Here is a 22,069-nt window from a genome sequence, read left to right on the forward strand (position 1 = left end):
AAGGTGGAGTTTGCTTGGTTTCAGGTTATATGACCAGGTTATAATAATAAAATAAATAAACCAATAATAAAAATGTATCAAAAAGCAATATGCAAAATTTTTAATAATTAATAAAATCTATTGATATTGCCTTAAATAAAGAAAGGGGTTATTTAATTATGAATTTCTTAGAACAAATCATCAGCAGAGCAAAGCAGGATATCAAAACTATTGTACTTCCAGAAAGTAATGACATTAGAACATTAAAGGCTGCAGCAATGATTCAAGAACAGGGTATTGCTAATATTATTTTAGTGGGAAAAGAAGAGGAAATACAGAAGCTTGGCGCAGGACTTGATATATCAAAGGCTAAAATTGTTGACCAGACTAATTTCGAAAAAATGGACGAGTATGTAAATACTTTATATGAGTTGAGAAAAGCAAAAGGCATGACAATTGAACAGGCTAGAGCAATATTATTAGAAAATCCATTATATTTTGGAATTATGATGGTAAAAGTTGGCGATGCAGATGGAATGGTTGCTGGTGCTATCAATTCTACTGCAAATACATTGAGACCAGCACTACAGATATTAAAGACAGCACCAGGATCAAAATTGGTTTCTGCGTTTTTTGTTATGGTTGTGCCTGATTGTGAATACGGAGAAAATGGTGTGTTTGTATATGGAGACAGCGGACTTGTAGAAAATCCAAATGCAGAAGAACTTTCAGAAATTGCAATAACCTCTGCAAAATCCTTTAAGGCTCTTGTACAGGCTGAACCAGTTGTTGCAATGCTTTCATATTCAACATATGGCAGTGCAAAGAGTGAATTAACTGAAAAGGTTATAGAAGCTACAAAGCTTGCAAAAGAAAAGGCTCCTGACCTTAAGCTTGATGGAGAACTTCAAGCTGACGCAGCGATAGTTCCTGAAATTGGAAAGTCAAAGGCTCCTGGAAGTGATATTGCTGGAAAAGCTAATGTACTTATATTCCCCGATCTTAATTGTGGTAATATTTCATATAAGCTTACTCAAAGACTAGCAAAAGCAGAGGCATATGGCCCTATTATTCAAGGAGTTGCAAAGCCAGTAAATGACCTTTCAAGAGGCTGTAGTGCTGAAGATATAGTTGGTGTTGTTGCAATAACTTGTGTACAGGCTCAAAATGCGTAGTTGCTATAGATAGCTGATATTAGTTAAAGTAAGCATATCTGTATTTGGTATTTTTACTTTATATGTAAAGGTTTAATGAGTTTTTTGCATAATGAAAAAAATAAAATATGCTTTAGGTATTCTTAAAGTAGGTTATAACTGAATAATTAAATGCTTATTGAATCGCTTAATATTTAAGGTTAAATATGGTATAAGTTCAAATTTATCATTTGAAATATACATTTGATGGTTGAGTAAGATTATTATTCAAATTGTAGGATGATTTTTAAAATTGAATTTTGCATTGAAAAATAAGTAAAGTCAGCGAATTATAATATGTAAAGGGAGATGTGTTGTAAATGAAGATATTAGTTATTAATGCAGGAAGTTCCTCATTAAAGTATCAGTTAATTGATATGACAAATGAAACAGTTTTAGCGAAGGGCTTATGTGATAGAATAGGTATTGACAACTCTTTTATTAAGCAAACACGAGGTTCAGAAGATGCTGTTGAAATTAAAAAGGTGTTAAAGAACCACAAGGATGCAATTGAGGCCGTTATTAGTGCACTTGTTGATGAAAAAATTGGCGTTATTAAAAACATGTCTGAAATTTCAGCAGTAGGACATCGTGTAGTTCATGGCGGTGAGAAATTTAACAGTTCAGCGGTAATTGATGAAACCGTTATGGAGGCTATTAGAGAGTGTATTGACATAGCTCCACTTCACAATCCACCAAATATTATTGGTATTGAAGCTTGTCAAGCAATTATGCCAAATGTACCAATGGTAGCAGTTTTTGATACAACCTTCCACAGTTCAATGCCAGAAGAAGCATACATTTATGCTTTACCTTATGAGATGTATGAAAAATACAAAATAAGAAGATATGGTTTCCACGGAACATCACATAAATTTGTTGCAGAAAGAGCAGCTGAATTATTAGGAAAGCCTCTTAATGAATTAAAGATAATTACTTGCCATCTTGGTAATGGCTCAAGTATATGTGCTGTAAACAAAGGAAAATCTGTTGATACATCTATGGGATTTACTCCTTTGCAGGGTGTTGCAATGGGTACAAGAAGTGGTACAATTGACCCTGAAGTTGTTACTTTCCTTATGGAGAAGGAAGACCTTACTATAAAAGGAGTTAGCAACTTGTTAAACAAGAAGTCAGGTGTTCTTGGAGTATCAGGAGTAAGCAGTGACTTTAGAGATGTACAAGTTGCTTCAAAGGAAGGTAATAAAAGAGCAAAGCTTGCTTTGGATATTTTCTGTTATGATTGTAAAAAATACATTGGAGCTTACATCGCTATAATGAATGGTGTTGATGCAATTGTATTTACAGCAGGAGTAGGAGAAAATGATTTTAACATCAGAGAAAGAATAGCTAATGATTTGGACTTCTTTGGAATTAAAATTGACGAAGAGAAAAACAAAATAAGAGGTCAGGAAATTGACATTAGCGCTGAAGATGCAAAGGTTAGAACACTAGTTATTCCGACTAATGAAGAACTTGCTATTGCAAGAGAAGTGCTTAGAATGTTAAAATAACTATAATTTCGTGTTGTTTTAGCAACAAGTTATTAATAAATATGAGCACCAGCAGACTTTTTCTGTGGGGAATTCACATAATTAAGATATGGAAAAGTAATAAAAAATTATCCGAAATTGAATTATTGACAAATGTTGTATTAGTTAGTATAATATCAATTGTCGGTTTTTAAGAGGTTACTAATGAGAGTAAATGTATCTGATATTGTTAAAACTGAAGGTGCAGGTATAGATGTCAATTATTCCGGCGATTTACCTGGATTGCATGAGTTTGATAATTCAGTAGAATTTAAGCCTTCTTTTGATTTTACAGGTCGCATTGTTAATTTTGGCGGTCTGTTAAAGTTGAGTGGTAAACTTCATTTTGAGTTTGTTGCAGATTGCATTAGATGTCTGAAACCTGTTGAAACAGCCATGGACATAGAGGTAAATGAAGTCTTCGGTGAGGTTTTTGATCCTGATGAAGTCGATGCATATATATATGAAGGTAATGTTGTAGACATTGAAAAACCACTTATTGACAACATAATACTTGCCTTGCCTACTAAAATTATTTGCAGCGAAGACTGTAAAGGCTTATGCAAGAATTGTGGTGCTAATTTAAATTTTAAAAATTGTAATTGTGATGAAAGCGAAATAGTAGATTCAAGAATGGAAATTCTTAAAGACTTTTTCAAATAGGTTTCTACTTAGATGGTTGCAATATAGTAGGGAGGTGTTATTGATGGCAAACCCAAGGAATAGATTTTCCAAAGCTAGGACAGGTAAAAGAAGATCCCAGTGGAAACTGGCGTCTCCAACTTTAGTAAGCTGCCCACAGTGTCATACTTATAAGCTGCCTCACAGGGTATGTGTTGAATGTGGTTATTATGATGGCAAGCAGGTAGTTAAAGTAGAAGCTAAATAATAATATTGTCATTAAAGCAGCAGGATTATTCTTGCTGCTTTTTGATTTTTGCGTTCCAATTAGGCCTATGACAATCTACATATGGGTTTTAAGTATATATTAATTTATATGTTTATGAGATAATGGCAATAATCTATATTAAATGGCTTTATTTAATGGCGTTGGAGTAATATAAATTGAGAAATAATATAAATGAAATGATGGGCTTACAGCTTGCGCTATAAAAGCTGTATGGAACTAAACTTTTTCAATTTAAGAACTTATATTTTAGTAGGAAATTATATTTTAAGTGTTTCAATATCATTTAAAATAATGAGCGTGATTGTACACTAAATAATTCTCAGAATGATAAATTACTATTTTTGTGGATATTTTAAGATGGATACGGAGTAAACACAAAGTGATTCGAGCAAGGGAACTAGTGTGTTCCTAAAGGGGTCGCTTATACACTTTGTGAACAAAGAAAATTGCTTTGAACTGAAGATATGAGAAAGCGAATTTTCTTGATTATAGGATGGTGTTATTATATGAGCAATAATAAAAATAAAATATATTTTGTTCAAAAGAACAGTATAGCTGAAGAAGCCGGTATTGAAGAAGGAGACTTCCTTTTATCCATTAATAAGCAGAAAATTAAGGATATATTTGATTATAGGTATTTTCAAGCCTCAGAAGAATTATTACTTGAGATAGAGAAACCTAATGGAGAGATTTGGGAAGTAGAGGTTGAAAAGGATGAGAGTGAAGATTTAGGCATTGAATTTGAGGATTCGCTTATTGACGGAGCTAAAAGCTGTACAAATAAATGTATTTTTTGTTTTATTGATCAACTGCCAAAAGGTATGCGTGAGACGGTGTATTTTAAGGATGATGATTCTAGGCTATCCTTTCTTACAGGTAATTATGTTACATTAACCAATATAAAAAGAGACGAACTACAGAGAATTATTAATTATAGAATGTCTCCTATAAATGTATCTGTTCATACCACAAATCCTGAACTCCGAAAGTTTATGCTGGGAAATAGGTTTGCTGGCGATGTTTTAGAAAAAATTAAGATGCTCACTGATAGTGGTATTGAGGTTAACTGCCAGATAGTATTATGCAGAGATATTAATGACAAGCAAGAGTTAGACAGGACAATAGGAGATTTAGCACAGCTATATCCTGCAGTAAACAGTGTTTCAGTTGTTCCAGTTGGAATAACTAAATATAGAGATAATTTATACAATCTAATTCCATTTGACAAAGAAAGCAGCATTAATGTTATTAATCAAGTACATAGATGGCAAAATGAGTTTCTGCAAGAGAAGGGCTCACGAGTTATATATCTATCTGATGAATTTTATATTAATGCTGAAATGGACATTCCAAATTATAAATCCTATGAAGGCTTTCCGCAAATAGAAAATGGAGTTGGAATGCTAGCACTATTTATAAATGAAGTAACTGAGGCATTAAAAAGTAAAGATACTTTAAAATTAGCTCAAATGTGGAAAAATGGGAAGTCTAGTTGCAAGGATACTTTACAGGACTGTGATACAAGGGAAATTAAAATTCAGTCAAAAAGACATATAAGTATTGCTACAGGTAGACTTGTTTATAAAAATATATTAAAATTGGTTAGTGATATATTAAAGGTTTTTGAAGGAATAGATGTAAATGTCTATGATATAGAAAATAATTTTTTTGGTGAACATGTTAATGTCTGTGGATTGCTGACCGGCAGGGATATTGTTGAGCAACTGAAGGACAAGCAGCTGGGGCAGGAATTATTAATAAGCAGGAGCATGTTAAGAGCAGGAGAACACGTACTATTAGATGATTATACTGTTGAACAAATAGAAGCTGAATTGCATGTTAAAATCCGCATTGTTGAAAATGATGGGGCTGATTTTGTGAGTGCAATCATAGGTGAATTCTAATTTTAGATTCAAAATTAATTTCGCTGCTAATTTAATGCAATTATTATAGCAGCAAAATATTGTTTATTTTAGTACTTGTATTTAAGAGGGAAAGCTATGTAATTAATCTAAATTAGAGAACGGAAAATATCAGCATTTTAGTAGTTGTTCTTAATAAATTCGGAGGTGTAAGCTTTGAGTAAGCCTATTGTGGCAGTGGTTGGAAGGCCAAATGTTGGGAAATCAACATTTTTTAATTATTTAGCAGGCAGAAGAATTTCTATTGTAGAGGATACCCCAGGTGTTACAAGAGATAGGATATATACCGAGATTGAATGGAGAAATAAAAAGTTTACTCTAATTGATACAGGTGGTATAGAGCCATATTCAGAGGACATAATAATGCAGCAAATGAAACGTCAAGCTGAGATTGCAATAGAGACTGCTGATGTTATAATTTTTATGGTGGATGCAAAAGATGGTATGACAGCCACAGATAAAGAAGTGGCAACAATGCTGAGAAAATCAAATAAGCCTGTTATCCTTACAGTAAACAAGGTAGATAAAGTTGGAGATCCTCCGCCAGAGGTATATGAATTTTATAATTTAGCTATTGGTGATATGATTGTTATATCTTCAGTGCATGGCTTAGGCATGGGAGATTTGTTGGACGCTGTTTTTGAGCATTTTCCAGAGGATATTGATGATGATGAGGATGAGGATGTCATTAAGGTTGCTGTTGTTGGTAAACCAAATGCAGGAAAGTCATCCCTTATTAATGCAATACTTGGAGAAAACCGTGTTATAGTCAGCAATATCCCAGGTACTACTAGAGATGCAATTGATACTCATATAGAGATAGAGGGTCAAAAGTATACATTTATTGATACTGCTGGTATTAGAAGGAGAAGTAAGATAAATGAAAATATAGAAAAATATAGTGCGATTAGATCATGGACTGCCATTGAGCGTGCGGATGTATGTTTAATAATGATTGACGCTGTGGATGGAGTTACTGAGCAGGACACAAAAATTGCAGGCTATGCGCATGATCAGGGAAAAGCCGCAATTATAGTAATAAATAAATGGGATTTAGTTGCAAAGGAAACTGGAACATTAGAGGAATATAGGAGAAAAGTTTATGAAAGTCTTGGTTTTATGACATATGCTCCGGTACTATTTATTTCAGCTAAGACAGGACAGAGAGTTAATAAGATTTATGAACTTATCAAATATGTGGCAGAACAGGCTTCATTCAGAATTTCAACAGGAATGTTGAATGACTTAGTAAATGAAGCAGTTGCGATGGTACAGCCTCCTTCTGATAAGGGAAAGAAATTGAAAATTTATTATATGACTCAGACTGGAATAAAGCCGCCGACTTTCGTTATATTTGTCAATGAGACGCAGCTGTTTCATTATTCATATGAGAGATATATTGAAAATCAGTTAAGAAAGAATTTTGGTTTTGAAGGTACTCCTATTCGGTTTATTCATAGGCAGAGGGACAAAGAATAAACTCGACAGTATAGTTTGTGCGAACATGGTGCATTGTCGAGCTTTTATAGTTAGTAGTTAGAATGGAGGTTAGTATGGGGCTTTTTATTATTAGATGCATTTTAGTTTTGATTATTGGGTATCTTTTAGGTAGTATAAATACTTCAATAATTGTAGGAAAATGTTATGGGATTGATATTCGTAAGCATGGAAGCGGAAACGCAGGAATGACGAATACCTTAAGAACATTAGGCAAAGTCGCTGCAGTTCTTGTGGTGTTAGGTGATATATTAAAAGGAGTATTATCATATATAATTGGTAATATTATTTTGAATTCTGCAGCAATGGATGGTGTTTTTGGAAGCCAATTATCAACTGTAGTTGGCATTGGAGGTATGGCAGGTGGTATAGCTGCAATTATTGGACACAATTGGCCCCTATACTTTGGATTTAAAGGCGGCAAAGGAATTCTAACATCCTTCGCAGTTGTTATGATGATGGACTGGCAGCTAGGGCTTATACTTTTTGGTATATTTTTAGTTGTTGTTATAATTACAAGGTATGTTTCGTTAAGTTCTATTACTGTATGTGTAGTATTTCCTATAGCAGCATATATTAAGGGGAATGGATTAGTATTTTCAGTATTTGCTGCTATTTTATCTTTGCTGGCAATATGCAGACATAGTGCAAACATTAAAAGACTTATAAATGGTACTGAATCAAAAATTGGCGCTAAGAAAAAGGACATTGAAAGATAATACAGGAGGTAAATATGAATAAAAATGTTGCAGTTATTGGTGCAGGTAGTATGGGTATAGCTATGGCAGTATTATTATCTAAAAATGGTAATAATGTTAAAGTGTGGTCGCCTATGAGCGATGAAATCAACATGCTTAAAGAGAACAGAGAACATCTTACCAGATTGCCAGGAGTTAAAATTCCAGATAGTGTTGAATTTACTACGGATATTTACATTGCTGCTAAAAACTGTGATGTTGTAGTATTGGCTGTTCCTTCACAAACAACAAGACAAAACTGTAAGGCACTATCAAGTATAATTTCAAAAGATACTATTGTAGTAACATGTTCTAAAGGTATTGAGGATGATACATGTAAGTTGCTTTCTGAAATAATGCATGAGGAGTTGCCTCATAATAATATTGCTGTTTTATCAGGGCCAAGTCATGCTGAGGAAATAGCACGAGATGTTCCTACAACAGTAGTAGCAGCATCAGAAAAAAATGAAGTGGCACAATATTTGCAGGATTTATTTATGACACCAAATTTCAGGGTATACACTAATACGGATGTTATTGGTGTAGAACTAGGAGGAGCATTAAAAAATATTATTGCTTTATGTGCTGGAATATCTGACGGATTAGGCTATGGAGATAACACTAAGGCTGCTCTGATGACGAGGGGGATAACTGAAATCTCTAGACTAGGAGTTGCAATGGGAGGAAAAGCTGATACGTTTTCAGGACTTACTGGAGTTGGAGATTTAATTGTTACTTGTACAAGTATGCATAGCAGAAATAGAAGGGCTGGAATATTAATAGGACAGGGCAAGAGCGTTCAACAGGCGTTAGAAGAAGTAAATATGGTGGTTGAAGGAGTAGCAACTACAAAGCCAGCATATGAATTAGCAAAAAGACTAGGAGTATCTATGCCAATAACTAATGAGGCTTATGATGTTTTATATAAAGGAAAGGATCCTAGAAAAGCAGTTGGAGATTTGATGACAAGGGACAAAAAGAATGAAATGCAATAGTATAATAGCTTTAATTTAAAAAGCTATTATTGCGATATTATTCAATCTAAAAAGAAATCTAGCTATAAGATTATCATAATATATAGTTTATAAGCTTTTTAAGGAATTTGCTGTATATTATTAATAGCTGAATAGCATTAGATTTAAATTGTGATTTTAATAAATGTGATTTTAATAAAATTGAATGATTATTAATGATTATTATTAAATAAAAAACTCATGATAAAAATTTTGAGTTTTTTATTTTTTTGTAATATTAACTTATTTCGTACATATATTTAATATTGAACAAGACAAATATGCATAGTCCCAATAGGGCATGTAGCAATATAGGGGAGGGTTCTAGGGTGGAAAAATTCAATATATACCAGCAGATAGCTGAAAGAACTCAAGGGGATATTTATATAGGTATTGTGGGACCTGTTAGAACTGGGAAATCAACTTTTATAAAAAGATTTATGGATTTGTTGGTTATTCCTAACATAGAGAACACATATCAAAAGGAAAGGGCTATAGACGAACTTCCACAGAGCGCATCTGGAAGAACTATAATGACTACTGAACCTAAATTCATCCCCAATGAGGCAGTTGAAATATCTATTGATCAAAATGTACAAATGAAAGTAAGGATGATTGATTGTGTGGGATATATGGTGAAGGGTGCTATGGGTCACTTGGAAAATAATGCTCCAAGAATGGTATCTACGCCATGGTATGACTATCAAATTCCGTTTGAGGAAGCAGCAGAAATTGGAACGAAAAAAGTAATTAATGAACATTCAACAATCGGTATTGTAATTACAACAGATGGAAGCATTGCAGATATCGAAAGAGAAGATTATGTTGAAGCAGAAAAGAGAGTAATTAGTGAATTAAAGTCAATTGACAAGCCATTCGTAATAATAATTAACTCAACCAGTCCAAGAAGTGAAGAAACACTGAAATTACGTGATGAGTTAGAACAAAAGTATGGAGTAGCAGTAATAGCAATGGACTGTCTGCAAATGAGAATTGATGATGTTGATATTATAATGGAGAAAATATTGCAGGAGTTCCCAATATCAGAAATAGGCATAAATATACCAAGATGGGTTGAAGCTCTTGATGATTCTCATTGGCTAAAAAGTGAAATAATTGAATCAATAAGAAATACTTTCAGTTCTACAAGCAGAATTAGAGAAATAAAATCTGCTGTGAGTTCCTTTGAAAATTATGATTTTTGTAAAAGGGCCACTATTGACAAAGTTAGTTTAGGTGAGGGTACTGTATTAATTGATTTATCAACCGTTGATGGTTTATTATATAGAATTTTAAGTGAAGAATCAGGAATGGAAATTGAGGGTGAGCACAAATTAATAAGCTTGATTAAAGATTTGGCAAGAATCAAAAAAGAGTATGACAGAGTAGAGTATGCTCTCCATGAAGTAAAAGTAAAGGGCTATGGAATGGTTTCTCCTCAAATGGATGAACTTACTCTAGAAGAACCTGAAATAATCAAGCAAGGCAATAGATATGGGGTTAAGCTTCATGCAAGTGCACCTTCAATTCACATGATTCGTGCGGATATAGAGACTGAGATAGCGCCAATGGTAGGAACTGAAAAGCAATCTGAAGAGTTGGTTTCATATTTGTTAAAAGAATTTGAAAATGATACTACTAAGCTTTGGGAATCAAATATATTTGGAAAATCTCTACATGAATTAGTGCAGGAGGGCTTGCAGAACAAACTATTTAGGATGCCTGAGGATGCTCAAATGAAGCTGCAGGAGACACTGCAGAAAATAATTAATGAGGGCAGCGGCGGCTTAATTTGCATAATTTTGTAGAAATATAATAAAGCAGTTATAGCTTTCACCACATTTAAACAAGTATGCCTAATAGTATTAAAAGTTAATCAACCTTTGAAGTTTAAAATTGAGGAACTTATTTAAATAATATATAAATCATATTGATGTGTATCCCGATTGGGACGCAACCTAAGAATGGATATAAGAAATGCGGAAATGTTGCTATGGCACCTTTTCCGCATTTCTTATGTTTTTGTTTAAGTACATTCGAAAGCAAATGTAATAACTAGTTTAAATTAAATTTTAACTGTTGCCACATTATTCTGTTCTATAAATCTCTTTAAAGGTTTATAAAGGGCAACAACCAGTACAGAAGAAATGAAAAATTCAGGCAGCATGTAGCTTCCATTATAGATAAGTGAATAGAGGTATATATTCATTCCTTCAGGAGCGTACATGTACCATAAAAAAACTCCCGAGATAAAATGAAAAGTAAATCTTCCAATCATAGCTATAAAAACGCTGGCTATCATTGTAAAAATGTTCTTCCTAAATAGACCTGCGAATCCAAGCATACCAAATGCAAAGATATAATCAAGGAAAATACCAACAGGATGATAGGAAAACTTTGTTCCTAGTGCAAACTGAAGAAATCCATAAACTAAACCTACCAGAACGCCATGCTTGCTGCCCCATCTGATAGCGAAAATAATAATGGGAATCATGCTTCCTAAAGTCACAGACCCACCGTTTTGAAACTCATAAATCTTTACATAACTCAAAATCATTGCAAGAGCAATCAACACTCCTGCTTCTACCAACATTTTAGTAGACATTTTTTTCATAATAACTCCTCCTTTAATACAGATAACTTAAAATATAAAAATAAATAGACTGAAATAAGACTTTTAGTGTTAAAAAATATTTAATGAATTAGCTTAGTTATACTTCTAAAGCTTACTAAATAAAAAAGTAAGAAGCATAGTATACATAAAAGCATAAAAAAAGTCATACCAGTATGAAAATGCAGTATGACATATTATTCATTATTCATTCCTACGCTGGCATTATCCAGATCAGGTATATGGGTTTTAAGTAAAACATACTTATCTCAGCCGAATTATTTTCAGCTCCCCGAATTTTATTTAGTTGTAATAATTGATGAAAGTTAGTTATATTTCATGTTTTTTAAGGCTATTATTAATCAAAAGGCCACATATTAAAAAAATTTCCAAAAATAAATAAGTTTTGAATATACCAACTTCCAATGGCTATTATATCAATTAACTAAATAAATATCAATAAAAATTCTAAAAATCAAACGAACAAATGTTTGCATTGGTATTTTTATTTGATATAATATATCGTGGTAAGCGAATTGATTATTCTCCAACTTCTATAGTTGAAGGAGCTGATTAGGTTGTCAGCTTATGAGAATACGTACAACCAAACACGATGAAATACCGCTGATGAAATAAAATTTTTCTATAATCGAAAAATAATCGAAAAATTTTATTCTGAACTTAGGTATTATGGCGTGGCTAGTAAAAATGCAAATTTATAATATAAATTTTAATAATACGGATAATGAACTCAATCTTCATAATATTTTTTATTAATTTGATCAGTCAAAATTTATTATTGAAATAGTTTCAAAATTCAGCAAACCCGTGACTGTTAATAATTTAATGATGAAGCTGGGTTGAATAGAAAGGTGAGCAAATGATTAGAGATAATATTTTTATTAAGGGTGCTCGTGAGCATAATCTCAAAAATATTGATGTTGAGATACCTAGAGACAAATTTGTTGTAATTACCGGATTAAGTGGTTCGGGGAAATCCTCATTAGCATTTGATACAATTTATGCAGAAGGTCAGAGACGATATGTTGAATCTTTATCATCATATGCCAGACAATTTTTAGGGCAAATGGAGAAGCCAGACATAGATTATATAGATGGATTATCGCCTGCAATAGCTATTGACCAAAAAACCACTAGCAGAAATCCCCGTTCAACAGTAGGAACAGTTACAGAAATACATGATTACCTCAGATTGCTGTATGCTAGAATAGGTGTACCCCATTGTCCAAAATGCGGTAAGGAAATTGCTCAGCAGACTGTGGATCAAATGGTTGACCAAATAATGGCTTTTGACGAAAATACCAGAATACAGCTGCTTGCGCCTGTTGTAAGAGGCAGAAAAGGGGAATTTCATAAATTAATTGAGGACGCAAAAAAAGGTGGTTTTGTTAGATTAAGAGTTGATGGTCAGGTAATAGATATTAATGATGATATAGTTTTGGACAAAAATAAAAAACACAATATAGAGATTGTTGTTGACAGACTTATTATTCGAAAGGATATTCAAAAGAGACTGGTTGATTCTCTTGAAACTGTTTTACAATTAAGCGGTGGAGTAGTAATTATAGATGTTGTTGGAAAAGAAGAAATACTTCTAAGCCAGAATTTTGCCTGCAGTGATTGCGGAATTAGTATAGAAGAACTTACACCAAGGATGTTTTCCTTCAACAATCCATTTGGAGCATGTCCTACATGTACAGGACTTGGTAATTTACTTAAAATTGATCCAGACTTAGTAATTCCAGATAGATCCTTATCACTTGTTGAAGGAGCCATTGTAGTTGCAGGTTGGAATGTGGAAAGTGAAGACGCATATACCAGGATGATGTTTAATGCTCTTGCAAAGCATTATAAATTTAAATTGGATGTTCCATTCCATAAGCTGCCTGCCGAAATCATAGACATTATTTTATACGGTACAAAGGGTGAAAAAATAAAGGTTGATTATGAACGTGAGTATGGCAGCGGCTCTTACATGGCGGCTTTTGAAGGTGTAATAAATACAATGGAAAGGCGATATAAGGAATCAAATTCCGAAGGCATGAAGCAGTATTATGAGCAATTTATGAGCAATAATCCTTGTCCTGACTGCAATGGGGCAAGGCTAAAGCAAGAAAGCCTCGCGGTTACAGTATGTGACAAGAATATCCATGAATTATCTATTATGTCCATTGAAGATTTAAGAGAATTTTTTGTCAATATTAATTTGAGTGATAGACACTTAATGATTGCAAATCAGATTTTGAAAGAGATTAACGCTAGAATAGGCTTTCTTGTGGATGTTGGTTTAAGTTATCTTTCATTATCAAGGACTGCTGGAACTCTTTCAGGTGGTGAGGCTCAGAGAATTAGACTTGCTACTCAAATAGGTTCTGGCTTGATGGGTGTTTTATATATTTTAGATGAGCCCAGTATTGGTTTACATCAGAGAGATAATGACAAGTTGTTAAGAACTCTTACAAGATTAAGAGATTTAGGAAACACCTTAATAGTTGTGGAACATGATGAAGAAACAATGCATGCTGCGGACCATATTATTGATATGGGACCTGGTGCGGGAGTTCATGGAGGACATATTGTTGCGGAAGGTCCAACTGAGCAAATTATTAAAAATGAAGCTTCTATTACAGGCCAGTACCTAAGTGGAAGAAAGAAAATAGTTGTTCCGAATGAGAGAAGAAAGCCAAATGGCAAATGGTTGGAAATTTTAGGGGCAAGAGCAAATAATCTTAAAAACATTAGTGCAAAGATTCCGTTAGGGGTTATGACTGCAATTACTGGAGTTTCTGGATCTGGTAAAAGTACTCTTATCAATGAAATTCTGCATAAAAGTTTGGCAAGTCAGCTAAATAGAGCAAAGACGAGACCTGCTGATCATGATACTATAAATGGAGTAAATTATTTAGATAAGGTGATCAATATTGATCAATCTCCTATTGGTAAAACTCCTAGATCTAACCCTGCTACCTATACAGGAGTTTATGACCTGATTAGGGAGGTTTATGCTTCAACCACTGAAGCAAAAATGAGAGGATATAAGGCAGGAAGATTTAGTTTTAATGTTAAGGGCGGCAGATGCGAGGCTTGTAGTGGTGATGGTATTATAAAAATAGAAATGCATTTCCTGCCGGATATATATGTACCTTGTGAGGTTTGTAAGGGAAAACGCTACAATAGGGAAACATTGGAGGTAAAATACAAAGGCAAAAGTATTTCAGATGTCTTAGATATGACTATAGAAGACGCATTAGAGTTCTTTAAAAATATACCTAGAATACAAAACAAACTGCAGACATTGTTTGATGTTGGACTTGGATATGTAAAAGTAGGACAGCCTTCAAATACCCTATCAGGCGGTGAGGCACAGAGAGTTAAGCTTGCAACTGAACTTTCTAAGAGAAGCACAGGAAAAACTTTATACATTCTTGACGAACCTACTACAGGTTTACACATTGCGGATGTGCATAGATTAATTGACATTTTGCAAAGACTTGTGGATGCTGGTAATTCAATGGTTATAATTGAGCACAATTTGGATGTAATAAAAACAGCTGATTATATTATTGATTTAGGACCTGAGGGAGGAGATAAAGGTGGAACTATTGTAGCTGAAGGTACTCCAGAACAAGTAGCGCAGGTAGAAGAATCCTATACTGGTCAATATCTGAGAAAGCTATTAGACAGTGATTGATTTATGTATGCTTTTTCTTGTTATAATAAGCTCTGTTAATTTTGTGTTAAGTAAATTTAATTATGTGTAAAGTATGTTGTAATAGAACTAACAATACATTATCATGGTTAAGTAATTGTCCAATATTATAGAAAGAAGGTATTGTTAATGTTTAGACCAACATCTAAAGAAGAGCGTTTTTTTGATTATTTTATTGAAACAAGTGAGATTATCTGCAAAGCAGCTAACCTACTAGACGATCTAACAAACAACTATGTAGATGTTAATGAGAAAATCAAAAGAATTGAAGACGCAGAGCACGCTTGCGATAAAGTGGTACACAAAATTTTCAATGAACTAAACAAATCGTTTATTACACCTATTGACAGAGAAGATATTTACTTAATAGCAAGAGAGTTAGATAACATTACTGACGATATTCAAGCAGCAGCCCAGAGATTTAGCATGTATAATGTACAAGAAGTTAGACCTGAGGCTATTGTTCTTTCTAAATTGATAGTTAATGCAACAAATGAACTAAAAAATGTAATATTAGAAATGAAAAACATGAAGAAGAGCAAGAATCTAGATAAGAAGATTATTGAAGTTAATAATATTGAAGACGAAGCAGATACTGCTTTTAGAGATGCTATGACAAACTTGTTCTTAACCGAGAAAAATGCAATTGAAGTAATAAAGTGGAAAGAAATAATTGACTTTTTCGAAAATACAATTGATGCCTGTGAAGATGTGGCAAATATTATAGAAGGGGTTGTTATGAAGCATGCTTAGCGTATCTTTGATATGTGTCATTGTATTAGCGCTGGCATTTGACTTCATAAATGGCTTCCATGATACTGCTAATTCTATTGCCACATCAGTTTCTACAAGAGTATTATCACCAAGACAAGCTATTTTTATGTCTGCCTCACTGAATTTATTAGGAGCACTAATGAGCAGTAAAGTAGCGTATACTATAACAAACGGGTTAGTTGATAACTCAATGATTAAGGTTCAATATGTTATTATTGCTACGTTAGTTGCCGCTATTATTTGGGATTTGATAACTTGGTATATTGCCATTCCAAGCAGTTCCTCACATGCCCTTATTGGAGCCCTTATCGGTTCATCAATTGCATATGCGGGTGGACTTAGTATAGTAAAATGGGATGGTGTATTCCAAAAAGTAATAATTCCGCTATTTTCGTCTCCAGTACTTGGATTTGCTATGGGCTTTCTATTTATGAAGTTTTTATTTAAAATTCTTAGTTCTTATTCTCAAAGATTTGTAAATAGATATTTTTCTAAACTGCAAATATTTTCAGCAGCATTTATGGCATACTCTCATGGTAAAAATGATGCTCAAAAGTCAATGGGTATAATAACGCTTGCTTTAGTTGGGGCAAATATGGTTGACCCAGAGAGTGGTGTCCCATTTTGGGTTATGATGTCTTGTGCCCTTGCCATGGCATTAGGAACTTCTCTTGGCGGTTGGAAGATTATAAAAACAATGGGTGTTAATATGATAAGACTTCAGCCAATTGGTGGTTTTGCAGCAGAAACTGGAGCTGCTATAGTTATTGAAACAATGTCTGCAATTGGTGCACCTGTTAGTACTACTCAGGTTATTTCAACTTCTATAATGGGTGTTGGAGCATCTAAAAGGCTTTCGGCTGTTAGATGGACACTTTGCAGAAATATTGTTTATGCATGGATATTCACTATCCCAGTTACTGCACTTCTTGGTGCTTTTATTACTATGTTATTTAAAATTTTAGTGTAGATGAAATTTAATATTTTAAAGAGTTTAATATAAACATGAATATATTTATCTATCTTTGATATAAAATATATTCATGTTTTTTATTTAGTTTTGACTTAAGAATTGTGGCTTAAAAATTGCAGGCATGGGAGAATTTAATAAATACAAGTAATTATTTGTAGCTAAACTGAAATTATGTTGATATTTAATTGTTAATTCTATGTTAACTTTGTTGTAAAAAAAATATCATTGATTTATTATGAGTAAGTAAATTTTTTGTTTTATATTATAGAAAGAAGGTATTGTTAATGTTTAGACCAACATCTAAGGAAGAGCGTTTTTTTGACTATTTTATTGAAACAAGTGAGATTATTTGCAAGGCAGCTGGTCTTCTAGATGACTTAACTAACAATTATGTTAATGTAAATGAAAAAATTAAGAGCATTGAAGATGCAGAACATGCTTGCGATACTATTGTACACAAGATATTAAACGAACTAAATAAAGCATTTATAACTCCAATTGACAGAGAAGATATTTACTTAATTGCAAGGGAGCTAGATAATATTACAGATGATATTGAAGCAGCAGCCCAGAGATTTGGCATGTACAATGTACAGAAAGTCAGACCTGAGGCTGTTGTTCTTTCAAAATTAATAGTTAATGCAACAAAAGAACTAAAAAATGTAATTTTAGAAATGAAGAACATGAAGAAGAGCAAGAGTCTACAACAAAAAATAATTGAAGTAAATAATATTGAAGATGAAGCAGATACTGCATTTAGAGATGCTATGACAAACTTGTTCTTAACTGAGAAGGACGCTGTCGAAGTAATAAAATGGAAAGAAATCATTGATTTCTTTGAAAATACCATTGATGCATGTGAAGATGTAGCAAATATAATAGAAGGAGTTGTTATGAAGCATGCTTAGTGTTTCTTTAATAGTTGTAATTCTATTAGCCCTTTCATTTGGACTAATAAATGGATTTCACGATACAGCGAATTCTATTGCCACATCTGTTTCTACAAGAGTATTATCACCAAGACAAGCTATTTTTATGTCGGCTTCATTAAATTTACTTGGTGCACTTATGAGCAGTAAGGTAGCAGAGACAATTTCAGAGGGCTTGGTTGATAGTGAAATGATTACAGTGGAGTATGTAGTAATAGCTACCTTAATTGCTGCAATTACTTGGGACTTAGTAACTTGGTATATTGCCATTCCAAGTAGTTCCTCACATGCACTTATTGGGGCTCTTATTGGTTCGTCAATTGCATATTCCGGTGGTCTTAGTATTGTAAGATGGGATGGTGTACTAAATAAAGTCATAATACCACTATTTTCATCCCCAGTTATTGGTTTTGTTATGGGATACCTGTTTATGACACTATTGTACAAATTACTCCGTCGCTTTTCACAGAGATTTGTAAATAGATGGTTTTCTAAATTCCAAATTGTATCAGCTGCTTTTATGGCTTTCTCTCACGGTAAGAATGATGCTCAAATATCGATGGGTATTATTACATTAGCTTTAGTTGGTGCTAGATATGTGGCTCCTGGAAGCGGAGTTCCTATGTGGGTAGTTTTTGCATGTGCTTTTGCTATGGCGTTGGGAACTTCTGTTGGTGGGTGGAAAATAATAAAAACAATGGGTGTAAATATGATAAGACTTCAACCTATTGGAGGCTTTGCAGCAGAAACTGGTGCGGCACTTGTTATTCAGACAATGTCTGCAATTGGAGCTCCTGTTAGTACTACTCAAGTTATTTCGACATCTATAATGGGTGTTGGTGCATCGAAGAGGTTATCAGCTGTTAGATGGGCATTGGCAAGAAATATTGTCTTTGCATGGATATTTACAATTCCGGTGACAGCACTTCTTGGTGCATTTATTACCACAATTTTTAAAATGTTTTTTTAAAATATTATATAAAAATAGTTGGTGTTTTATGGTTATTTGTTGTTTTATATGGTGTTTTATATGGAATGTATATTAATAAGAAATTAATTATATCGAGGCAAGAAAATGTTCTTAATTACTATAAGTGGCGAGTATCGCTTGGTTTTCATGCGTGAGAATTTCACCCAGCCTCGTTGAAACGCCTGTTGATTAAATAAATTATTCCATAATCGGAGAATTTTTATCGAGTAATTTTTATCAAAGAATTTTAAGGAAGAATTTCTTTCGAAGAATTTCATTTAAATCTAGGCGTTATAATAAAAAGCTGGATTACATTTGTATAGCTTAGCTATATAGACTATAGCCCAGTTTTTTTTATTTTATTTGCCTTAAATCACTAAAATAGGTGCTTAACAGTAAAAATTGATATAAATCTGTTAGACCTAATATTTTTCTTGTGTTATACTAATAAAAAATCAATAATATTTATAATGTATAGTAATATTTTAGTTTTTGTCATTGTTGGAAATAATATAATATATTGTTAAAGATATATTTTTTATGTTAATTCTCAAAAAGTTTGTTGTATAAGCTTGAATATTTTTGCTATAAGTAGAGGGTACTTATCCAAAAAGCTTTATTTTATATAGAGAACAAGTTGCTTAAATGTCTTTTAACAAAAAATTATTTTCTGCCTAAATTAGGCGTAGAAGGTTTATAAACTCGAATAATAATTTTGTGCTAATATACTTATTTTTTCGAGTTTCATAGACCACTAGTGGTTTTGCTTTTGTGAAAAGTTTGCATTAACGAAGTGAATTTTTTAGTTATATGGGGCTAATTAAGTTATATATAATGCTGCAAACTTATCTGCACAGAGGCTTTCCACTATTAGTTTCAGAATATTTATGTGCCTAAATGGGGCGTAGGAGGTTAATATATGATAAAGTGTTCAATCTGTAATAAAAATATTGCAGTGGTATTTGTAACAAAGCTTGTTGATGGTAAACAAATTCAAGAAGGTCTTTGTGTAAGCTGCGCCAGAAAGCAAAACCTTCAACCAATAGATCAGTTGCTTTCACAGACAGGAATGACTGAAGAAGAATTGGATAATATAAGTAAACAGGTTGGTGATATGCTCGAAGGCATAGATGGAAATGAGATAATTGAAGCATTACAAGATGAAGTTGGAAACCTGAATGAGTCTAATCCTTTTTTCGGAATGTTAAATAAAGCATTTCCTAAGGTAAACAATATTTCAAATAGTAATATTGATAGTGAAGCATCGACAAATAGTCAGGATACAAATGGTGGAGACGACAAAGATAATAAGAATTCATCAAAAACAAAGGTACAAGATAAGAAAGGCAATAAAAAGAAAAAGTACCTAGATATGTATGGGACTAACCTTATTGATAAGGCCAGAAATGGTGCAATTGATAAGGTTGTAGGAAGAAACAAAGAAATTGATAGAGTTGTACAAATATTAAATAGAAGAACAAAGAATAATCCAGTACTTATTGGTGAACCGGGTGTTGGAAAAACAGCTATAGCTGAGGGCTTAGCTATGAGAATAGCACTAAAGGAAGTACCAGTCAAATTGTATGATGCTGAGGTATATTTGCTTGACATGACAAGTGTGGTTGCTGGTACTCAGTTCAGAGGGCAGTTTGAAAGCAGAATGAAAGGAATTATTGATGAGGCTAAGTCATTTGGTAACATCATTCTCGTTATAGATGAACTTCATAATATAATGGGTGCAGGAGAAGCTGAGGGGGCAATGAATGCTGCTAATATACTCAAACCAGCTTTATCCAGAGGTGAAATTCAGGTAATTGGTGCTACTACATTGACTGAATATAGAAAAAATATAGAAAAGGATTCGGCATTAGAAAGAAGATTCCAACCAATTATTGTTGATGAACCGTCAATGGAAGAATCAGTAGAAATCCTTATGGGTATCAAGCACTATTATGAAGAATATCATCGAGTAAAGATAAGCGAAGAGGTTGTAAGAGCAGCGGTTAATTATTCAGAAAGATATATAACTGATAGATTTTTGCCTGATAAAGCTATTGACGTAATAGATGAAGCAGGTTCAAGAGCTAATTTAAGAAATGTAAAGCTAGCTGAATTACAGAAATATAAGGATGAGTTGGTAAAGGTTCAAGAAGCTAAGGATAATGCTATATCTGCTGATTCCATTGAGGATTACCAAAAGGCTGCTGATTTAAAAGTTCATGAATGTAAACTTATAGAAATGATAAAGGAAATAGAAGATACAAATAATGATGTTTCCTTAACAACAGAAGATATTGCCAGTGTAATAGAGGCGTGGACAAAAATTCCAATTCAACGACTAAGTGAAGAAGAATCACAAAAGCTGATGAGTCTTGAAGATAGAATACACAAACGTGTTATAGGACAAAACAAAGCAGTGGAAGGTGTAGCTAAAGCTATACGTAGAAGTAGGTCAGGCTTTAAGAAGAAGAAAAAACCAGCTTCATTTATATTTGTAGGGCCTACAGGTGTTGGTAAAACAGAGTTAGTCAGAGCTTTGGCAATAGAATTATTTGCAAGCGAAGAGTCATTGATTAGGTTAGATATGTCTGAATACATGGAAAAGCATACTGTTTCCAAATTGATAGGCTCACCTCCAGGATATGTTGGCTATGATGATGCAGGACAATTAACTGAAAAAGTTAGAAGAAAGCCATATTCAGTTATTTTAATGGATGAAATAGAGAAAGCACACCCAGACGTATTTAATATGTTGTTGCAGATACTTGAAGATGGAAGATTAACAGATAGTCATGGAAGGACTGTTAGCTTTGAAAATACAGTAATTATTATGACATCAAATGCTGGTACTAATCTGAAATCAAATGGTATAGGATTTTCAAATAATTCATATTCTGCTTTGGAAAGCAGAGTTAAGGATGTAATTAAGGAGACCTTTAGACCAGAGTTCCTTAATAGAATTGATGAAGTAATAGTATTTACTGAACTTAATAAAGAAGAACTTAGAAAGATTATTGACTTGATGCTGGATGAAGTTTTACAGGAAGCAAAAGAGAAGAATATAAAGGTAAATGTTTCTGATAGTGTAAAAGAGTTTATTCTTCAAAAGGGTTATGACGTAAAATTTGGTGCAAGACCATTAAGACGTGCAATTCAAACCTATATAGAAGATGTTCTATCAGAGGAATATTTAAAGGGAAATGTGAAAGAAGGATCTTTAGTTGGAATAGATTTAGATGAGAACCAAGAAATTAAACTATCAATTATTTAAATAATATTATATAATAAGATTTATAAAG

The 22,069-nt window shown here is 33.1% G+C and carries 16 protein-coding genes and 1 riboswitch; of the genes, 15 read left to right on the forward strand and 1 reads right to left on the reverse strand.

What is annotated here, in order from left to right:
• Positions 1–158: 158 nt before the first annotated feature.
• The 9 genes from pta to spoIVA all read left to right on the forward strand — a co-directional run bounded on the left by pta (position 159) and on the right by spoIVA (position 10,591).
• Positions 159–1,154 carry a phosphate acetyltransferase gene (gene pta, locus EHE19_RS07890; protein ID WP_137696458.1) on the forward strand — a complete coding sequence of 332 codons (996 nt, stop codon included), beginning with the start codon at positions 159–161 and terminating at the stop codon, positions 1,152–1,154.
• A gap of 338 nt (positions 1,155–1,492) precedes the next feature.
• Positions 1,493–2,686, forward strand: a complete 1,194-nt coding sequence (locus EHE19_RS07895; protein ID WP_137696457.1) for an acetate/propionate family kinase — start codon at positions 1,493–1,495, stop codon at positions 2,684–2,686.
• 183 nt (positions 2,687–2,869) lie between these two features.
• Complete coding sequence (locus EHE19_RS07900; protein ID WP_137696456.1) at positions 2,870–3,367, forward strand: YceD family protein; 498 nt, start codon at positions 2,870–2,872, stop codon at positions 3,365–3,367.
• Positions 3,368–3,410: 43 nt separating this feature from the next.
• Positions 3,411–3,593: a 50S ribosomal protein L32 gene (gene rpmF, locus EHE19_RS07905; protein ID WP_137696455.1), complete on the forward strand. Its 183-nt coding sequence runs from the start codon at positions 3,411–3,413 to the stop codon at positions 3,591–3,593.
• 527 nt (positions 3,594–4,120) lie between these two features.
• Positions 4,121–5,518 carry a DUF512 domain-containing protein gene (locus EHE19_RS07910; protein ID WP_137696454.1) on the forward strand — a complete coding sequence of 466 codons (1,398 nt, stop codon included), beginning with the start codon at positions 4,121–4,123 and terminating at the stop codon, positions 5,516–5,518.
• 174 nt (positions 5,519–5,692) lie between these two features.
• Positions 5,693–7,015 carry a ribosome biogenesis GTPase Der gene (gene der, locus EHE19_RS07915; RefSeq protein WP_137696453.1) on the forward strand — a complete coding sequence of 441 codons (1,323 nt, stop codon included), beginning with the start codon at positions 5,693–5,695 and terminating at the stop codon, positions 7,013–7,015.
• A 74-nt stretch (positions 7,016–7,089) separates the two neighbouring features.
• Positions 7,090–7,752: a glycerol-3-phosphate 1-O-acyltransferase PlsY gene (gene plsY, locus EHE19_RS07920; protein WP_137696452.1), complete on the forward strand. Its 663-nt coding sequence runs from the start codon at positions 7,090–7,092 to the stop codon at positions 7,750–7,752.
• A 14-nt stretch (positions 7,753–7,766) separates the two neighbouring features.
• Positions 7,767–8,765: an NAD(P)H-dependent glycerol-3-phosphate dehydrogenase gene (locus EHE19_RS07925; protein ID WP_137696451.1), complete on the forward strand. Its 999-nt coding sequence runs from the start codon at positions 7,767–7,769 to the stop codon at positions 8,763–8,765.
• Positions 8,766–9,112: 347 nt separating this feature from the next.
• Positions 9,113–10,591: a stage IV sporulation protein A gene (gene spoIVA, locus EHE19_RS07930; RefSeq protein ID WP_137696450.1), complete on the forward strand. Its 1,479-nt coding sequence runs from the start codon at positions 9,113–9,115 to the stop codon at positions 10,589–10,591.
• Between the two features lie 257 nt (positions 10,592–10,848).
• Here the strand turns inward: spoIVA and thiT are convergent, their stop codons facing one another.
• Complete coding sequence (gene thiT, locus EHE19_RS07935) at positions 10,849–11,397, reverse strand: energy-coupled thiamine transporter ThiT (protein ID WP_137696449.1); 549 nt, start codon at positions 11,395–11,397, stop codon at positions 10,849–10,851.
• Between the two features lie 191 nt (positions 11,398–11,588).
• Positions 11,589–11,697, reverse strand: a riboswitch (TPP riboswitch).
• Positions 11,698–12,274: 577 nt separating this feature from the next.
• Between thiT and uvrA the strand changes: the two genes are divergently transcribed.
• From uvrA to EHE19_RS07965, 6 genes are all read left to right on the forward strand, one after another.
• Entirely contained in the window at positions 12,275–15,106 is a 2,832-nt protein-coding gene (gene uvrA, locus EHE19_RS07940) for an excinuclease ABC subunit UvrA (protein WP_137696448.1), read from the forward strand.
• A 147-nt stretch (positions 15,107–15,253) separates the two neighbouring features.
• Positions 15,254–15,877 carry a DUF47 domain-containing protein gene (locus EHE19_RS07945; protein WP_137696447.1) on the forward strand — a complete coding sequence of 208 codons (624 nt, stop codon included), beginning with the start codon at positions 15,254–15,256 and terminating at the stop codon, positions 15,875–15,877.
• Positions 15,870–16,868: an inorganic phosphate transporter gene (locus EHE19_RS07950; protein WP_137696446.1), complete on the forward strand. Its 999-nt coding sequence runs from the start codon at positions 15,870–15,872 to the stop codon at positions 16,866–16,868. The genes EHE19_RS07945 and EHE19_RS07950 overlap by 8 nt, the downstream gene beginning before the upstream one ends.
• A 287-nt stretch (positions 16,869–17,155) precedes the next feature.
• Complete coding sequence (locus tag EHE19_RS07955; protein WP_137696445.1) at positions 17,156–17,779, forward strand: DUF47 domain-containing protein; 624 nt, start codon at positions 17,156–17,158, stop codon at positions 17,777–17,779.
• Positions 17,772–18,770, forward strand: a complete 999-nt coding sequence (locus tag EHE19_RS07960; protein WP_137696444.1) for an inorganic phosphate transporter — start codon at positions 17,772–17,774, stop codon at positions 18,768–18,770. Before EHE19_RS07955 ends, EHE19_RS07960 begins: the two co-directional genes overlap by 8 nt.
• A 919-nt stretch (positions 18,771–19,689) precedes the next feature.
• Positions 19,690–22,041: an ATP-dependent Clp protease ATP-binding subunit gene (locus EHE19_RS07965; protein ID WP_137696443.1), complete on the forward strand. Its 2,352-nt coding sequence runs from the start codon at positions 19,690–19,692 to the stop codon at positions 22,039–22,041.
• Positions 22,042–22,069 lie beyond the last annotated feature (28 nt).

The organism is Ruminiclostridium herbifermentans, assembly GCF_005473905.2.
In the GTDB taxonomy this organism is placed as follows: Bacteria; Bacillota; Clostridia; order Acetivibrionales; family DSM-1351; genus Ruminiclostridium; species Ruminiclostridium herbifermentans.